Origin of the sequence: Streptomyces europaeiscabiei (assembly GCF_036346855.1) — a bacterium.
Classification (GTDB): Bacteria; Actinomycetota; Actinomycetes; order Streptomycetales; family Streptomycetaceae; genus Streptomyces; species Streptomyces europaeiscabiei.
In genome coordinates this window covers 1491247-1506771 of the sequence record NZ_CP107841.1, presented here as the reverse complement: position 1 = coordinate 1506771, position 15525 = coordinate 1491247, and the positions used below count along the sequence as shown (strand labels likewise).

The 15525-nt window shown below is 70.0% G+C and carries 15 protein-coding genes and 1 pseudogene; 9 read left to right on the top strand and 7 right to left on the bottom strand.

Translation table 11 applies throughout. The annotated features are described in order from the left end of the window. Positions 1-4 precede the first annotated feature (4 nt). From OG858_RS06300 to OG858_RS06290, 3 genes are all read right to left on the bottom strand, one after another. A complete protein-coding gene (locus tag OG858_RS06300; protein WP_328545065.1) occupies positions 5-3190 on the bottom strand; it encodes a beta-N-acetylglucosaminidase domain-containing protein in 3186 nt (1061 codons plus the stop codon). A gap of 139 nt (positions 3191-3329) precedes the next feature. Further along, positions 3330-3560 carry a hypothetical protein gene (locus OG858_RS06295; RefSeq protein WP_319317897.1) on the bottom strand — a complete coding sequence of 77 codons (231 nt, stop codon included), beginning with the start codon at positions 3558-3560 and terminating at the stop codon, positions 3330-3332. Positions 3561-3726: 166 nt separating this feature from the next. Beyond that, a complete protein-coding gene (locus tag OG858_RS06290; protein ID WP_319317894.1) occupies positions 3727-4266 on the bottom strand; it encodes a GNAT family N-acetyltransferase in 540 nt (179 codons plus the stop codon). A gap of 113 nt (positions 4267-4379) precedes the next feature. On the opposite strand from OG858_RS06290, the pseudogene OG858_RS06285 reads away from it, so the two are divergent. After that, a pseudogene (locus OG858_RS06285) lies at positions 4380-4649 on the top strand (transposase); the annotation flags it as partial. Positions 4650-4677: 28 nt separating this feature from the next. On the opposite strand, the gene OG858_RS06280 reads toward OG858_RS06285, so the two are convergent. The 3 genes from OG858_RS06280 to OG858_RS06270 all read right to left on the bottom strand — a co-directional run bounded on the left by OG858_RS06280 (position 4678) and on the right by OG858_RS06270 (position 7505). Next, on the bottom strand, positions 4678-5121 hold the full coding sequence (locus OG858_RS06280) for an RNA polymerase sigma factor (protein ID WP_319317891.1): 444 nt from the start codon (positions 5119-5121) through the stop codon (positions 4678-4680). 304 nt (positions 5122-5425) lie between these two features. Next, a complete protein-coding gene (locus tag OG858_RS06275; RefSeq protein ID WP_328545066.1) occupies positions 5426-7213 on the bottom strand; it encodes an ABC transporter ATP-binding protein in 1788 nt (595 codons plus the stop codon). Between the two features lie 76 nt (positions 7214-7289). Continuing rightward, positions 7290-7505, bottom strand: a complete 216-nt coding sequence (locus OG858_RS06270; RefSeq protein WP_086748442.1) for a hypothetical protein — start codon at positions 7503-7505, stop codon at positions 7290-7292. A gap of 214 nt (positions 7506-7719) precedes the next feature. On the opposite strand from OG858_RS06270, the gene OG858_RS06265 reads away from it, so the two are divergent. The 5 genes from OG858_RS06265 (at position 7720) to OG858_RS06250 (ending at position 12150) form a co-directional block, all read left to right on the top strand. Then, positions 7720-8988 (top strand): DUF418 domain-containing protein, encoded by a 1269-nt coding sequence (locus OG858_RS06265; RefSeq protein ID WP_256960415.1) that lies wholly within the window; start codon positions 7720-7722, stop codon positions 8986-8988. Positions 8989-9265: 277 nt separating this feature from the next. Then, the gene (locus OG858_RS06260; RefSeq protein ID WP_319068463.1) at positions 9266-9427 is read left to right on the top strand and encodes an RICIN domain-containing protein; all 162 of its coding nucleotides are present in this window, start codon (positions 9266-9268) and stop codon (positions 9425-9427) included. Positions 9428-9542: 115 nt separating this feature from the next. Continuing rightward, on the top strand, positions 9543-9683 hold the full coding sequence (locus OG858_RS48090) for an RICIN domain-containing protein (RefSeq protein ID WP_373420849.1): 141 nt from the start codon (positions 9543-9545) through the stop codon (positions 9681-9683). 557 nt (positions 9684-10240) lie between these two features. Further along, the gene (locus OG858_RS06255; RefSeq protein ID WP_086750105.1) at positions 10241-10846 is read left to right on the top strand and encodes an ArsR/SmtB family transcription factor; all 606 of its coding nucleotides are present in this window, start codon (positions 10241-10243) and stop codon (positions 10844-10846) included. Continuing rightward, positions 10843-12150 (top strand): MFS transporter, encoded by a 1308-nt coding sequence (locus OG858_RS06250; protein ID WP_086750104.1) that lies wholly within the window; start codon positions 10843-10845, stop codon positions 12148-12150. Before OG858_RS06255 ends, OG858_RS06250 begins: the two co-directional genes overlap by 4 nt. A gap of 684 nt (positions 12151-12834) precedes the next feature. On the opposite strand, the gene OG858_RS06245 is transcribed toward OG858_RS06250, so the two are convergent. Then, the gene (locus OG858_RS06245; RefSeq protein WP_256960644.1) at positions 12835-14196 is read right to left on the bottom strand and encodes a pyridoxal phosphate-dependent decarboxylase family protein; all 1362 of its coding nucleotides are present in this window, start codon (positions 14194-14196) and stop codon (positions 12835-12837) included. 131 nt (positions 14197-14327) lie between these two features. Between OG858_RS06245 and OG858_RS06240 the strand changes: the two genes are divergently transcribed. The 3 genes from OG858_RS06240 to OG858_RS48085 all read left to right on the top strand — a co-directional run bounded on the left by OG858_RS06240 (position 14328) and on the right by OG858_RS48085 (position 15358). Beyond that, positions 14328-14798, top strand: a complete 471-nt coding sequence (locus OG858_RS06240) for an Lrp/AsnC family transcriptional regulator (RefSeq protein ID WP_086750102.1) — start codon at positions 14328-14330, stop codon at positions 14796-14798. Positions 14799-14978: 180 nt separating this feature from the next. Then, entirely contained in the window at positions 14979-15188 is a 210-nt protein-coding gene (locus OG858_RS06235; RefSeq protein ID WP_256960643.1) for a TerD family protein, read from the top strand. Beyond that, entirely contained in the window at positions 15182-15358 is a 177-nt protein-coding gene (locus tag OG858_RS48085) for a peptidoglycan-binding domain-containing protein (protein WP_107482389.1), read from the top strand. The genes OG858_RS06235 and OG858_RS48085 overlap by 7 nt, the downstream gene beginning before the upstream one ends. The last annotated feature ends 167 nt before the right edge of the window (positions 15359-15525 follow it).

The window sequence follows — 15525 nt, the reverse complement described above, 5'->3', positions numbered from 1 at the left end:
ATGTCTAGGACACCGGTACGGGCGTCAGCGCGACCGCCAGCGGATGGGCGCCCGTCGTCAGCGGCGCCCCGGCGGTGCCGGACGCGGTGTCGACCGGCACCAGCCGGTTCCCGTCGGCCGTCGTGACATAGGCCGTGCCGCCGTCCCAGTCCAGGGCCACGTCGAAGGCGGACCTGCCGACGGTGACCTTCGCGCCGGGAGCCCCGGTCACCGTGTCGACGGGCGTGACGGAGTCCCCGGTACTGGGGCTCACCCACAGCGTCCGACCGTCCGGTGACAGACCGAGGCCGTACGCCTGGCCGGAGACCAGCAGCGTCGGCTCGGTGTCGTCGGTCGCCGTGTCGATCGGGGTCACCGTCGATCCACCGGAGTTGGACACGTACACCCGCTTCCCGTCCGGCGCGGCGACGACGTTGAAAGGGCGCGGGCCGACGGGGATCGCCGGACCGGCCTCGCGGGTGGCGAGGCCGACCGGGGTGACGGTGTTGTCGTGGATGTTCGCCACGTACAGGGTCCGGCCGTCCGGAGTGATCGCCATGTTCTCCGGCCCCGATCCGACCGTGACGGCCGAGCCCGCCTTCAGCGTGCCGGTGTCCACCGGCTGGACCGTGCCGTCCGTGTAGTTGGCGACCCACAGCGTGTCGCCGTCCGGCGTGAGCGCGAGCCCGGCGGGAACACGGCCCACGGCGACCGTGGCGGTGACCTCGCCGCGCGCCACGTCGATGACGCTGACGGTGTCGGAGCCCTGGTTCGCGCCGTAGGCGGTACGGCCGTCGGCGCTCACGACCACTTCACCGGGGTTGTCGCCCACGGCGATGTCCGTGCTCCTGCCGGAGGACAGGTCGATCGAACTGACCGACGCACCACTGAAGTTGGCCGTCAGCGCTCTCGGGGTGCCGTTCCCGTCGGTGACCCGGACCGGGATCGCCCGGTCGAGGACGCCCGAGCCGGACACCACGAGGGAACGGACGCCCTCGGTGACACCGGTCAGGGTGACGTCGGCCGAGGCGCCGCTCCCGGCCGGGACGGTCACGGTGCCCCCGGCCGGCGAGGCGGTGACCCCGTCCGGCACGTCGAGCGCCCAGGTGACCGTCCGTTTCTCGTCGGACGAGAAGCGGAGGGTCACCGTTTCGGAGGCGCCGGGTTTCAAGGAGCGCGAGGCGGGGGCGAAGGAGGCGTCGACGCCGGGGTCGGGGGCGTGCTGGAGCATCGCCGTGTACAGGAACTGGTCCATCACCCCCGGCGACACCTGCTGCGGGACCGCGTCGAGCGCCTTGCGCTCACCGCGCAGCCGGTTCCAGTACGTCGACACGGCCTCGGTGTCACCGCGCTTGCCGGCCAGCAGCAGATCCACGGCGGTCAGTCCGGCGCCGCCGTACGAGCCGAGCTTGTCGAGCCAGGGCGAAGTCTCCTTCAGGAAACCGGGGTTGGCGAGATGGGCGCGCAACTCGGCGGGTGTGGCCGCCATGTCGGTGAAGTAGGACCGCAGTGCGGCCGCCGCCAGGTCGAGGTCGCTATCTGCCTCGTACGCCTCGTACGCCTCGTACGCCTCGTACGCCTCGTACGCCTCGTACGCCTCGTACGCCTTCCGGAAGGCGGCGACGAGCCGGGTCAGCGTCGGGGACTCGGTGGGGTCGAGCTGGGAGGAGTAGCTGTTCTCGGCGAGGATCCGCAGCCATTTCGCGACCTTCGGCTTCCCCGGTACCGCTTCCCCGGATCCCGCTTCCCCGGATCCCGCCTTCCCGGTCTCCGCAGACCCGGCCAGATCGCGGACGGAGGCGAGGAAGGCGGCCCGGGGTTCATAGGAGTCCGGGTTCCACAGCCAGGCGGCCGAGGTGAACAGCGCGAGCTTGCTCGCCTCGGCCTGGACCATCGGGTTGGCGGTGACGCCGACGGACGCACGGGCCACGCCGGCCTCCCGGCCCGTGTAGGGGCCGAGCAGGAGACGGCTGGTGACGTAGTCGTTGACCGGATAGTTGTCCCAGACCAGGATCGGATGACCGTAGACCTCGCGGGCCCGACGCACCTGCGCGGCGGTGATGGTCGGCGCGATCACGCCGACACCGGTCCACTCGACGACCACGTCCGGGTCCAACTGGCCGCGCAGCGCGGTCTTGTACGGGGTGTCGGCGAGGTCGGAGTACTCGGTGGGGACCATCTCCAGCGGGTCGAGTCCGGCGCGGTCGGCGGAGAACTCCTCCCACACCCGGTTCAGCAGATGGGCCTGAGCGGCACCTGCGGCCCCGCCCCCGCTGCCGAACCTCTCCTCGTCCGCGGCGCAGTTCCACTTCGTGTAGCTGATGTCGTCCAGCGGGATCGCGAAGGAGCGCACGCCGATGTCGTACAGCGAGGCGAACTTGCGGACCAGCGCGGTGATGTCGTCGGCGGAGGAGTAGCAGACCGACAGGCCGGGCGAGAGGGCGTAGGTGAAGCGGACGTGGTCGGCGGCGGCCCGGTCGACGAGTTCGCGCAACCGGTCCAGCTGGGCGGCCGGGTACTCGTCGCGCCAGCGTTCCCGGAGATAGGGGGCGTCCTTGGGGGAGTAGACGTACACGTTCTGCTTGGTGCGGCCGTAGAAGTCGAGTTGGCTCAGCCGCTCGGCGTGGGTCCACGGCGTGCCGTAGAAGCCCTCGATGACACCGCGCAGCTTCGCCGTGGGCCAGTCGCGGACCGTCACCTCGGGCAGACGTTTGCCGGTGAGGAGTTGGCGGAGGGTCTGGGCGGCGTAGAAGGTGCCGGTGGTGTCGGTGCCGGAGAGGGCGAGCAGGGCGCGCCCGGCGTGCCGACCGGAGGCCAGGACATATCCCTCCGCGGGCAGCCCGGCAGGGGACTTGACGCCCAGCCGCCGCAACGCGCCCTTCGTGGCCGGGTTCTCGCCGGGCCCGCCGACGAAGACGGTGAGCCCGGCGGCGGGCGGACGTTCCCCGGCCGGCACGGTGACGATCCGGTCGGCCCCGGCCGCTCGCAGCGCGGTCTCGACGACCCGACGGGCGGCGGGGTCGGTGTCCGACCCGACGACCTCCACCACCCGTTCGGGGACGGTGAGTTGGCGCCCGCCGCCTTCGATGTGCCGGGGTGTCGGCCACACCTCGGGGATCGCCTGGCTCTTCGGAGCGGACGGCGCGGACAGGGTGGACGGAGCGGATGGAGCGGCGGCGGCTGACGGAAGTGAGGGGAGGCTCAGGCTCAAGGCCAGGAGCAGAGCCCGGCGCAGATGCCGGGACCCGCCGGCTCTGTGGGGTGTGGGGGGTCTGTGGGGGTGTGCGAGGCGTGGGAGGGGAGAGGTGATTGAAGCCATCGAAAGAGGCTAGGGCTGCTGAATCAAGCATTCAATAGGGCCTGAGGCGCCTGTGTCGGTCGCCGCAGCGCCGCTGCCGACACGGCCGCAGCCCCAGGGTGGCGATCACCGCTGTGACGAGGCTCGCTCCGGCGCGGACGTGGATACCGAGGTCGAGGCCTGTCTCCAGGGCTTCGCGGGCGAACGGCGCCACGGTGCGGGACAGTTCACCGAGGTCGGCGGCGGCGAGAGCACCGCCGTCGGCGTGCACGGCGTCGGCCACGCGCGGCGCCTTTGGGCGGAGCCCCGAGGAGCCGGCTTCCCGAAAGGGCGGCCCCCACCGCGCCCAGGGCCACGGCTCGACGACCGGCGGGTCGAGAACCCGCCCGGCCCCGCGGACAAGGCCGGTGACAGGGACGGTCGGCGCGCCACCCTTTTCGAGCACGGGCTCAAGCGGACGGAGTGACCGGGGGGCGCAGGCCGAGCCACTGTTCGGCGTCCCAGGCCTGGAACCGCTCCACCTCGGTGAACCCCAGCTTTGCCGCAAGGCGCATCGACCCGACGTTGGCGGTCTGAGTGGTGAGCACCACCGGCTCGCCGGGAAAAACGCCGTCGAACCAGCCGAGCGCCGCCGCGCACCCTTCGGTGGCGTACCCGAATCCCCACGCCGACGGCAGGAACAGGTAGCCGAGATCGACCTTCCCCACGGCAGCCGGGCGACGGTGCTCCGTCGCTCTCCTGAGCAGGATCTGGCCGATCATCGCCCCGTCGAGATCAACGACGAAACTCCCGGGCCGCAGCCCGGGCACCTCGGGCATCTCGCGCTCAAGCTCGTCACGCGGCCGGGGACCGCCGAGGTAGGTGTGCACCTCCGGCGAGGTGTGCAACTCGATGAACGCCGCACGGTCCCGGGCCGCGGGCTCACGGAGCATGAGCTGCTCGGTCCTGATCGGGGCAGGTGGCCAGGTGACGGACCCCAGTTCAGTCATGGCGGGCAACCTATCGCGCGCCCGCAACCGCCCTCTGAGATCTACGGTCAACTTCAGCCGCCGTCACCCCCCCGCTGTGCCGCCTTCTGCCGCTTGACGCAACATAGGGAATCCTCAACGTCCACAAAGCCGCCGACCTGCGGCAGTGGGCGGCAGCCCGGGAGTGGCTGACCATCTACTACCTGCCGTCCTACGCACCCGACCTCAACCCCGTCGAAGGCATCTGGTCTCTCCTGCGACGCGGATGTCTCTCCAACGTCGCCTTCAGTACCCCCGAACACCTTGACCAGCCCATCCGACGCGGCTTGCGCCTCATCCAGTACCGCAGTCACCTCATAGGCGGCTGCCTCGCTGAGACCGGCCTGACCATCGGACCCGCCTGATCAGCGACACGACACCACGAGTTCAACCTCAAGTAGAGGAGTTCGAGAGGCCGATGGAGAAAGCGTCCTTGGCGGAGAGCTGCTCCCACACGTGCAGGGCCAGGACCTCCTGGTCGGCGGGTGCGAGGGCCTGCCAGGCGGCGGCGAGGTCCATCCGGCCGTCCACCAGCGCGGCCGGGTCGGCGGCCAGGGTGCGACCGCCGGTCTCGGCGGCCCGTTGGACGCGGACGGCGAGCGCGGTGTGCCGGCGCATGCCCCGGCTGTCGTTGAGCATCACCTTGCGGGCGGTGCCGAACAGCCAGGGGCGCGGGTCGGCGGGGAGTTCGCGGCGCCTGCGCCACGCCGCGAGGAACGTCTCGCCGACGACGTCGTCCACGTTCATGGGATGGGCGCGACGGCGTACGAACCTCAGCACGTCCTCGTAGTGGGCCCGGTACACGTCCGTGAACTCGGCCTCGGTGTCGATGGGCATGGCTTCCTTCCGTAGCTTCTGCCCCTACGTGTCCACCACGGCCACAGCTGCAACAGGAGAGTCTCCGTGGAATGTCGGCCACGATGGCACCCGTCTGGTCGGTTTCCCCTCTCTTCGGCTAGACATGCTCCGAACCCACAGTGACCGGTGGGGATTTGGGGACTTGGGCAGCCCAGGGGGAACGCACCCATGACCATGTACATGGGGGCCTTTCGCGGTCTTGGTCTGTGTGGGTGTGGGTGTGGGTGGTTGTCCGGCCGGGCGTGGGGCAGTGGCCGACTGGACCACCTCGCGTGTGGTGGGGTCATCGGGCGGGGGTCAGGAGCTGGGTGGCTGCCAGTTGTGCGTACAGCGGGTCCTCATCCACCAGTTCCTCGTGGGTGCCGATGGCGCGGACCCGTCCGGAGTCCATGACGACGATCCGGTCGGCGCCGGTCACCGTCGACAGGCGGTGGGCCACCACCAGCACGGTGGTCTCCCGCGCCACCTCCGCGAGGACGTCCCGCAGCGCCAGCTCGTTGACGGCGTCGAGCTGCGAGGTCGCCTCGTCCAGGAGCAGCAGGCGGGGCCTGCGCAGCAGGGCACGGGCGATGGCGACGCGCTGCCGCTCGCCGCCGGACAGCTTGGAGCCGCGGTGTCCGACCGGGGTGTCCAGGCCGTGGGGCAGGCGCTCGACGAGGGTGTCGAGCTTCGTCCGGGCCAGGACGTCGCGGATGTCGTCGTCCGTCGCGCCGGGCGTCGCGAAGACGAGGTTCTCCCGCAGGGTGCCGGCCAGGACGGGCGCGTCCTGTTCCACGTACCCGATGGCAGACCGCAGCTCGGGCAGGGACCAGTCCTGGACGTCCCTGCCGTCGACCAGGACCCGGCCGCCGGTGACCTCGTGGAACCGCTCGATGAGCGCGAACACCGTCGACTTGCCCGCGCCCGAGGGACCGACGAAGGCCGTCGTCCCAATGCCCGGCACCTCGAAGCCGACCTGGTGGTGGACGTACGGCAGACCGGGCAGGTAGCGGAAGGACACGTCCTCGAAGCGGACCGACGCCGGGCCCGGCACCGCCGCCTCCTGCCGGGGCGGGGTGTCCTGCCGCCCGATGACCGGCTCCGTCGCCAGACGTTCCACGGCCGCGATCCGGGAGATGGCGGCCGACCCCTCCTGGTAGGAGGACGCGGCGTCGACCAGCCGGGACACCGGCTCCATCAGATAGAAGAGGTACAGCAGGAAGGCGATGAGGGTGGAGACCGGGATCTGCCCGGACGCCACGCGCGCCCCGCCGACGGCGAGCACCGCGAGAAAGGCCAGCTGTACGGCGAGTTCGTCGGCCGAGCCCGCCGCGGCCTCCCACTTCGCGCTCTTCACGCCGTGCCGCCACGCCCGCCGTGCCGCCGCCTCCACCCGGGCGGTCTCCCGGCCCTCGGCACCGGACGCCTTCACCGTACGGAACGCCCCGAAGGCCCGCTCCAGCGCGACGGAGATCTCCCCGACCGCCTCCTGCGAGCGTTCGGTGGCCCGCGCGATCCGCGGCATCACCAGCGCGGCGGCCCCGCCGACCAGCACGACCACGCCGAGCGTCACACCCAGCAGCACGGCGTTGAGGAACGCCATCATCACGATCGCCGCGACGAACGCGACCGCGCCGGTGGCCGCGGAGACGACCGCCTGGGTGCTGACCGCCCGCAGCAGCGTCGTGTCCGAGGTGACCCGGGACATCAGATCACCCGGCGGGATCCGCTCGAACTCCGCGAGTCGCAGCCGCAACAGCCGCCCCACCACGGTGCGTCGAGCGGCCAGGACCACCGACTCCGCCGTCCGCTCCAGCACATACGCGCCGAACGCCTCGACCGCCGTGCCCACCACCACCAGCACGGTGAGCCCGATCAGGATCCCGGTGATCGTCCCACCGGAGGCCATCCGGTCCACCAGCGCCTTCGTGGCCAGCGGCTGCAACAGCGCCCCGGCGGCCCCGACCAGGGCACACAACAGACCAAGGGCCACAAACCAACGATGCGGCCGGACATACCCGTACAGCGCCCTGACCGTCTCCCGGGCAGACAGGGACGTCTCATCCTTCGCCGGGGCGGATGCGGTGTTCACAACATTCCTTCCTTCTGCGGTTCGCCCGGCACCGCATGGACGGTGCCGGGCGAACCGGGAGTGATGGTGTGCCGGCTCAGCGGACGAGTCCGGCTGTGCTCGAGGAAAGGGCGCGTACCAACGCTTCGGGGAGCTCAGGGCGTACGACGACCAGGACGAGGGCGCCCGCAGCCAGCACCAGGCCGAGGAACTCCAGGAAGTCGCCCCTGCGAGGGACCACGTCATGCCTCGGTTCGTCGGCTGGTGAGGCGTGGGAGGTGTCGGGCTCCGTGTGCCGCGCACGGTGTGTCATGCCTCCACCCTGGAAGCCCGGCCGCCCCGCATCCATCCGGCAACCGTCGGGTCCACCCCCGCCGAGTGGCTGGACAAGACCACCTCCCGGTCGCACCGGACCGGGTCGGGGACGAGGTTCCGCCGGTCGGCAGGGCGGTACCCGCCGGTCGGCGGGGGCGTTACCGACGCCTGCCGGATGGCCCGCCCCCTGAGCTCCGCGCGAGGTTTGCCGTATGACACAGACGCAGCCGCCGCAGGAGACGTCAGCTCTCCCGGAGAACTCACCTCCGCCGCCCCGAACCTCCCCCGAGTCCGCCGTGCCGGCCTCGGCCGGTCCCTCGATGGGACGCCTCGTCGGGGTCGACCTGGCCCGCGCGCTGGCGGTGTTCGGCATGTACATCGTGCACATCGGCCCCCCGCTGTCCGCCACGACCGGCGTGGCGAGCTGGATCCGCTACCTAGCGGACGGCCACTCGTCGGTCCTGTTCGCCACTCTCGCCGGGTTCTCGCTGATGCTGATCGCAGGTCGCCGCGAGCCGAAGACGGGCCTGGCGGGCCGGCAGGCGAAGGCCCGCATCGCGATCCGCGCCGTGGTCCTGCTGGTGCTGGGCACCGTGCTGGCGATGGAGTACGGGGGAGTGATCATCCTCGGCTTCTACGGGGTCTACTTCCTCCTCGCCCTGCCCCTGGTGCGACTGCGTGCCAGGACACTCGCGATCATCGCGGCCGCGTTCGCCCTCGTCACACCGCAGTTGGCGTTCGTCCTGACCTCGCTGCTGACTTCGTCGGTCCAGGAGAGCATCAACGCCTACGACCCGCTCCGCCGCCTCAGCGAGGTGGGAGTGCTCGACCTGCTGTTCACCGGCTTCTACCCGGCGCTCACGTGGATGTCCTTCGTGATCGCGGGCATGGCACTGGGCCGCCTCGACCTGTCCTCCGGCACCGTTCAGAAGCGCCTCGCCGCGCTCGGCGCCTCCCTCACAGCGGTCGCCTACAGCATGTCCCTGCTGCTCGCCGGATCGGGCGCGTTGAGGAGCCTGGCGGAAGACGGGTCGTCGTCCGGCAGCTCCGGTTCGATGCCCCCCGCCAGCGGTTCGATGCCCCCGGACGGGGGGTCGTTCCCCGAGATGTCCGCGTCGTTCCTGCTGAAGGCCGGGCCGCACAGCGGGACCACGTTCGACATCATCGGCAGCGTGGGCGTCGCGATCCTCGTGATCGTGGGCGCGACGGTGGCGATGGACCGCCTGCCGCGACTGCGCCGCCTGGCGAAGCCGGTCATCGCCGTGGGCACCATGTCCCTGACCGCCTACGTCGGCCACTTCCTCGCCCAGTCCGCGCTGTCCGTGCCCGCCGGGACCGGCACCCAGCAATCATGGGTGCCGCTGCTCATGTTCGTCCTCGGGGCGACCGTGTTCGCCGCGATCTGGTCCCGCTTCTTCCGCCGAGGCCCCCTGGAATACCTCCTCAACGCCGCCACCAAGCCGGCGAAGCACATCCGATGAGACCGGGCCGGGGTGGGACGCCCCCTCGCTCCACCCCGGCACCGAGATGCCCGAGCAGTTCCTCATCCCTTCCCAGACTCCGACTCCGAGCCCCTGTCGGCCCTCGACAGGACGGCACTGCGGGCCCTGAAAAGCACCGCACCGACATGGAGCCCCTCGATCTCACTGCCGAGCGGCTGAGCCACCTACAAGACGCCTTCGCATCTCCACCAGCACCGACGGCACGAACTTCACCCAGGTCGCCTCCGGCACCTGGGTCGGCAACCAGACCCCCAAGGTGGCCGAATGGCCCGCCCGGAACGTCGGTTTCGTGCGGCACAGCGGCAAGGCCGCCGACGTGGAGCGCGGGGGCATGGCGAACCGCGCCAACGTCCTGCAGTGGCCCTGTCTCAGGAAGGCGAACGAGAAGTGGACCTTCTCCAAGACCGGCGACGGCTAGTGCGAGATCAAGGGTCTGGGCAGCGGCAGGCTGCTGGAGGCCGCGGGTCTCTCCCGCGCCGACGGCGGCAACGTGGTCATCTGGGGGACGCCAACGCCGCCAGCAGTACCGGGCCATCACGCCCACGGGTGACGGCTACTACTTCCTCATCAACCGCTACAGCGGGCTCTGCCTCGCCGTCGACGAGGGCAGCGCCGCCGACGGAGCCACCATCGAGCAACAGCCGTACCCGTCACTGAAGCGGCAGCAGTGGTAGATCATCGCCGTCTGACGATCCCGACGACGGCCGTCGCCTCTACCGATGCCCACCGCTCGTGCCGGACGTTGAGCTCGACTCCGGTGGGTTGGATGACGACACCGAGTTCGAGCATGCGTTCGCACATCTGGGTCGCGGCGGCGGGCGCCGGCTCCTTGTCGCCGCCCGGTACGACGATGTCGACCCGCGGTAGAGGCCCTCCCCGTAGACGGCGCCGATCTCGGGGAAGCGCGCCGCCAGGGTGTTGAGCTCCCCGCCGAGGTACGCACCGACCGTGCGCGCGGTCCTCTCCTGCCAGCCGGGCATCGAGGGTGCCCACGAGAAGGGTGGCGTCGAGGGCGAGGTCGGCCGATTCCGCCGCAACCACTTGGTTCCCGTCCCCGAACGTCGCACCACGCTTGCCGGACACGAGCGCCTGCTCGTCCTTCAGCAGCTCCAGTTCCCTCAGGCGGCCACCACGCAGGCAGCGGGGTCACGCCGAGCCGCGGCGCAGTTTTACAGAGTCTTCTCTGCAGAGACTTCTATGCAGAGAACTCTCTGCAATCTATGTTGTTGGCATGTCCGACGAACCCGAACGCACACCACAGCCGGCCGGGCCCGCCCGGCGCCTCGATGCGCGCAGCCTGCGGGGGCTGGCTCATCCGCTGCGGATGAACATCTTCGAACTGCTCAGTCTGGACGGCCCTGCCACCGCCACCAGGCTCGCCGAACGCCTCGGGGAGAACACCGGCACCATCAGTTGGCACTTGCGCCACCTCGCCGAGCACGGCTTCATCGAGGAGGAAACCGGACGGGGCACGAAACGCGAGCGCTGGTGGAGAAGGGTCGACGTCACGAATGAGCTGAACACTGCCGATTTCCGCGACGATCCCGACACCCGGGGCGCACTGTCGGTCTACCTGCACGAGCTGGTGCAGCAGTACTTCAGCCGGGTCGTGAACTACATCAGCGAGGACTGGGACGACACGTGGCGGGGCGTCGGCACCGTCTCGGACTGGAGTGACCTGCGGATGACCCCGACTCAGCTGGAGGCGCTCAACGCGGAGCTGATGGCCGTCATCGCCCGCCACACCCCAGCCCAGGATGCCGAGCCTGCCCCGGACGCGCTTCCTGTCGTCGTGCAGCTCCAGTCTTTCCCCCGCAAGGAGCGTGGCACCGCATGAGCCATGGCATACGCGGTGGTCTACTGCGTCGCCATCGCGATTTCCGCCTGTTGTGGTGCGGCGAGACGGCCGGCAAATTCGGCGCGTCCGTCACCGGGGTGGCGATGCCGCTGGTCGCCGTCTCCACCTTGCACGCCAGCACGTTCGAGGTCGGTCTGGTGAGCGCTGCCGCCTGGACCCCTTGGCTGATCATCGGTCTCCCTGTCGGTGCCTGGGTGGACCGGCTGCGGCGCAGACCGATCATGCTGGCCTCCGCCGCGGTCTCCCTCTTGCTCTTCGCCGGCGTCCCGGTCGCCGCATGGTTTGGCTGGTTGAGTATCGGACTACTGCTGGCCGTCGCACTGCTGACAGGCACGGCAGCAGTGTTCTTCCAGACCGCCTACGGCGCCTACCTCCCCAGCATTCTGGAACCCGATGACCAGCCCGAAGGCAACGCCAAGCTGCACGGCAGCGCGTCCGCCGCACAGATCGCCGGACTCGGCTCCGGCGGCCTGATCGCACAGCTGGCGGGTGCCGTGAACGGAATGTTCGCCAACGCCGCGACATTCCTCGTCTCCCTCCTCTGCCTGGCGAGCATCCGGCACCGCGAGCCACGCGTCACCAGAGCCGAGCATCGCCCCAGTTCACTGGTCAGCGAAGTCCGCGAAGGCCTGCGGTTGATCGCCGCCGACCCCTGGTTTCGCACACTCACCCTCTTCGGAGCCGCCTCCAACCTGGCCCTGATGGGATACCAGTCAATCCAGGTGGTCTTCCTGGTCCGGAGCGTCGGCCTGACCCCAGGGACGGTCGGCGCACTCATCGCGGCCACTAGCGCCGGAGGCGTGGCCGGGGCATTCGCCGCACGCCGGGTCGCTCACCGGATCGGCACGGCCCGCGCGACACTGCTGTTCGAACTGGGACTTCCCATGCTCGCTCTGCTCATCCCGCTGACCTTCGGCGGAGCCGGGATCCTGCTCTTTGTGACGGGCGGTTTCAGCGTCTCCGCGGGCGTCGTGGCCGGCAACATCATCAAGGCGAGCTTCCAGCAACGCTACTGCCCGCCGAACCTCCTCGGCCGCCTCACCGCAAGCACCGCGTTCCTCAGCTACGGAACGATCCCCCTCGGAGCACTGCTCGGCGGCGCGCTCGGAACCGCGCTCGGCATCCGCACCGCCATGGCCATCACTACAGCGGGGATCCCGCTCGCCGCGCTGATCCTGGTCTTCTCCCCGATCCGGCGATCGAGAGACCTGCCGACGTCCCGCCGGCCAACGAGTGATTCCAAACTTCCGGGACGAATGGCTGGCCCACGGGAGCGCAGCTGATGAACTTGGTGCAGTCGAACGGATGGACGTAGTTGCCGTCGGGCTTGCCCGTGCAGTCGTAGAAGTCCACCGGCCCGTCCGCGGCGGCCCCAGGCTGTGCCAGGGCGGCGGCCCAGCACGGCAGGACCAGTCCGACGCCCAGGCAGAAGAACTGCTTGCGTTCCATCGCCGCCCCCTGCAAGGCGGCCCGGGTTTCCTGCTGTCGCAGCCGGCCCAGCGCGCGCAGCACCCGCACCGTGGGTCCGAGCCGGCGCACCAGGTGGATTCCGACCCCGACATCCGTCCATGCCTGCACCTCGGTGCCGTTCACGCGAAAGCGAGCCCTTGCCCTCCAACAGTCGGCCGGAATGAGGCAACACCCCTGCCGCCCACCCAGAACGGGCCGTGACGGCGGGGCCACCTCCGCCAGAAGCGGTCATCGTCGTCCGATGATCGGACGGGCCTGGTGACTTCGCCTGTCTGACCACTGCTGGTCCGGGGCGCTCTTGCTTGCACACGTATCCCGTGGGCGACTTGGGGCCCCTCGCCGTGTTTCGCACGAGAGTGGCCATGCTCCTGTTCAGCCTCAGCCGAGCCTCTGTCGACAACCCCGACCAGCGCGTGGGAGTTGCTTCTGCCTGCCCATGAGCGTGATACGTCATTCGAGCCAATGCAGACCGCGAGGGGGCGGCTCGGGTTCACCGGCTAGCGGAGTGTGTGGAGCGTGTGGATGACGTCGTCGGCGTGGGTGTCCGGGTTGACGAAGGCCATGCGCAGAACCGTTGAGCCGTTCCATAGTGTCGGCACGCACAGGACGGTGCCCGTTTCGGCAGCCCGGGCGGACCATGACGCGTAGTCCTGCGGGCCCCACCCCGGCCGTTCGAAGAGCACGACGGACAACTCGGGATCGATGGTCAGGCGTAGATGGTCGCTGGCGCGTATGGCATCGGTGACCCGTCGGCTGGTGGCCAGTGTCCGTTCCACGGCGTGCGCGTACCGGTCGGTTCCGTGGACGGCCAGGCTGAACCAGAACGGCAGACCGCGGGCACGGCGGCTGAGGTGGAGGGCCAGGTCCGCCGGATTGTGGACATCGCGGTCGATGGCGTCGAGATAGTGCGCCGACTGACTGTGCGCGGCGCGCGCCGAGGCCGGATCCCGGTAGAGCAGCGCGCAGCAGTCGTAGGGTGCGAAGAGCCATTTGTGTGGATCGACGATGAAGCTGTCGGCGCGTTCGATGCCGGTGTAGAGATGCCGCACGCTGGGCGCCGCCAGGCCTGCTCCGCCGTAGGCGCCGTCGATGTGCAGCCACACGTGGTGGCGTTCGCACGCGTCGGCGATGTCGTCGAGATCGTCGATCAGGCCGGCATTCGTAGTGCCGGCAGTTGCGACCACGGCGAAGACGCCTGTGGTGGACTCCAGGACCGCGTTCACGGCGGATCCGGTGAGGTGCCCCCGCTGGTCCACCGGCGCGGTGACGATCTCCGCATCCATCGCGCGGGCGGCGGATGCGATCGAGGAGTGGGCGCTGTCGGCGCACACGATTTTCCAGCCGTCTGCCGGCCGGCCCCGCAAGGCGCCGGCAGCGGCGCGGGCCGTGATGAGAGCGGAGAGATTGCCCATGGTGCCGCCGTTGACGAAGCATCCTGCTGCGGCGGGGGGCCATCCGAGGAGCTGGGTGAGCCAGGTCAACGCCTCGTTCTCGGCGTGGATGGCACCGGCTCCCGCTTCCCAGGTTCCCGCGAAGATGTTCGCCGCTCCGGTGACCGCCTCGAAGGCAAGTGCGGCACGAGTAGGTGCCGCGGGGATGTACGCGAGGTTCGTCGGCCCGTTCTGGGCGCGAGTGGCGGGTGCCAGGACCTGGTCGAACAGTTTGAGGGCTGCGGCGCTGCCGATTCCCCGGCGGGTGATGGCCGCACCGGCCGCGACAGCCAGATCCCTGGCGGAGCGGGCGCCTGCCACCGGATCCGGAGCCTGCATGATGCGCCGCCACGCGTAGTCCATGGCAGTCGCCACGACCTCGTCCTCGTCACCCCACACTCGGCGGCCGACACGGGAGGCCTCATTCATCGAGGTGTTTTCGCATTGCGCTTTTTGCATGGCCAGAACCTAGAAAGCCCCAGCGAACTGCGCAATATGTGGAGAAAATAGTGAGCAGAACGCTCAATCCTGGCCGAGGGTGATGTGAGATACTGGGCATCATGCGAAACGTCGATGCCCTCGACGCCCGAATCCTTCTGGCGCTCGACGCGGATCCACGGGCCACAACGATTGCTCTGGCCGACCGGCTCGGTCTGGCCCGCAACACCGTGCAGGCTCGTCTGAAGCGGCTTGAAGAAGACGGCCGACTGAGGGAGCCCAGCCGGCGCGTGGACCCCTCAGCTCTCGGCTATCCCCTGCTGGCCCTGATCACGATGTCGATCAGCCAGCGAGTGGGGCAGCCCACCCGCGAGGCGATCCTGCGCATCCCCGAGGTGGTCGAGCTGCTCGTCACCACCGGCGACAGCGACCTCCTCGCCCGCGTTGTCGCCCAGGACACCGACGACCTGCACCGCATTACGAACCTGCTGCTCGAAGCGCCTGGCGTTGTCCGTTCCAACACCGCCATCGTCCTGCAAGAGGTGCAGCCGCTCAGCGTCCGTTCCTTGCTGCAACGACACGCCGGCCCCTGACCTCACTCCGGACAGCGGCTGAGACGCGACGTGGTGGCGGTGGGCGAGGCGGCCGGTCTCGATGATCGTGCCCTTGAGTGGTGAGGCGGTGGCCGTGAGGCCGTCCGGTCCGTGGGAACGCGGTTCCGATCCGGCCGGATGTGACAGGGTGGCGTGAGGTCGCGGGGGACTGTTCGAGGCGTGGGCGGCACGCCTGAGCTGCGCAAGGGCGAGAACATCGCGGTGGGGCCCGGGACCGTCGTCGCCGAACCGCACGCCGTGGGCGGCACGGTCGACCTCAGCGCTCTGCTGGTGGCGGCGGACGGCAAGGTGGGCTCCGACGACGACCTGGTCTTCTACAACCAGCCACTCGAAGCAGGCCCGCGCGTCAGGAAGCGCAGTGCATCCTGAAGTACCACGGCTACAACCCGGGGACGGTCGACGGCGTCTTCGGCCGCAACTCCAAGGCGGCGGCGAAGAGGTTCCAGGAAATCTACGACGACGCCTGCAGGGGCAGCCTGGACGAGGACGGTGTGGTCGGCGAGGAGACCTGGCCCCGCCTCCGCCGTCTCTCCTGCTGACCGTGGCGTGGACGCGCTGGACCGTGGACCGCCTCACGGAACAAGCCAGCAGGATCGGTGACAGCGTTCTTACCGACACCTCCACCAGTACCGAGGGCCGATCTCGACGGCACCCACGGCGACGGCGGCCGGCGCGGAGAACACGGTGATGAGCCCCGGGCGGATCG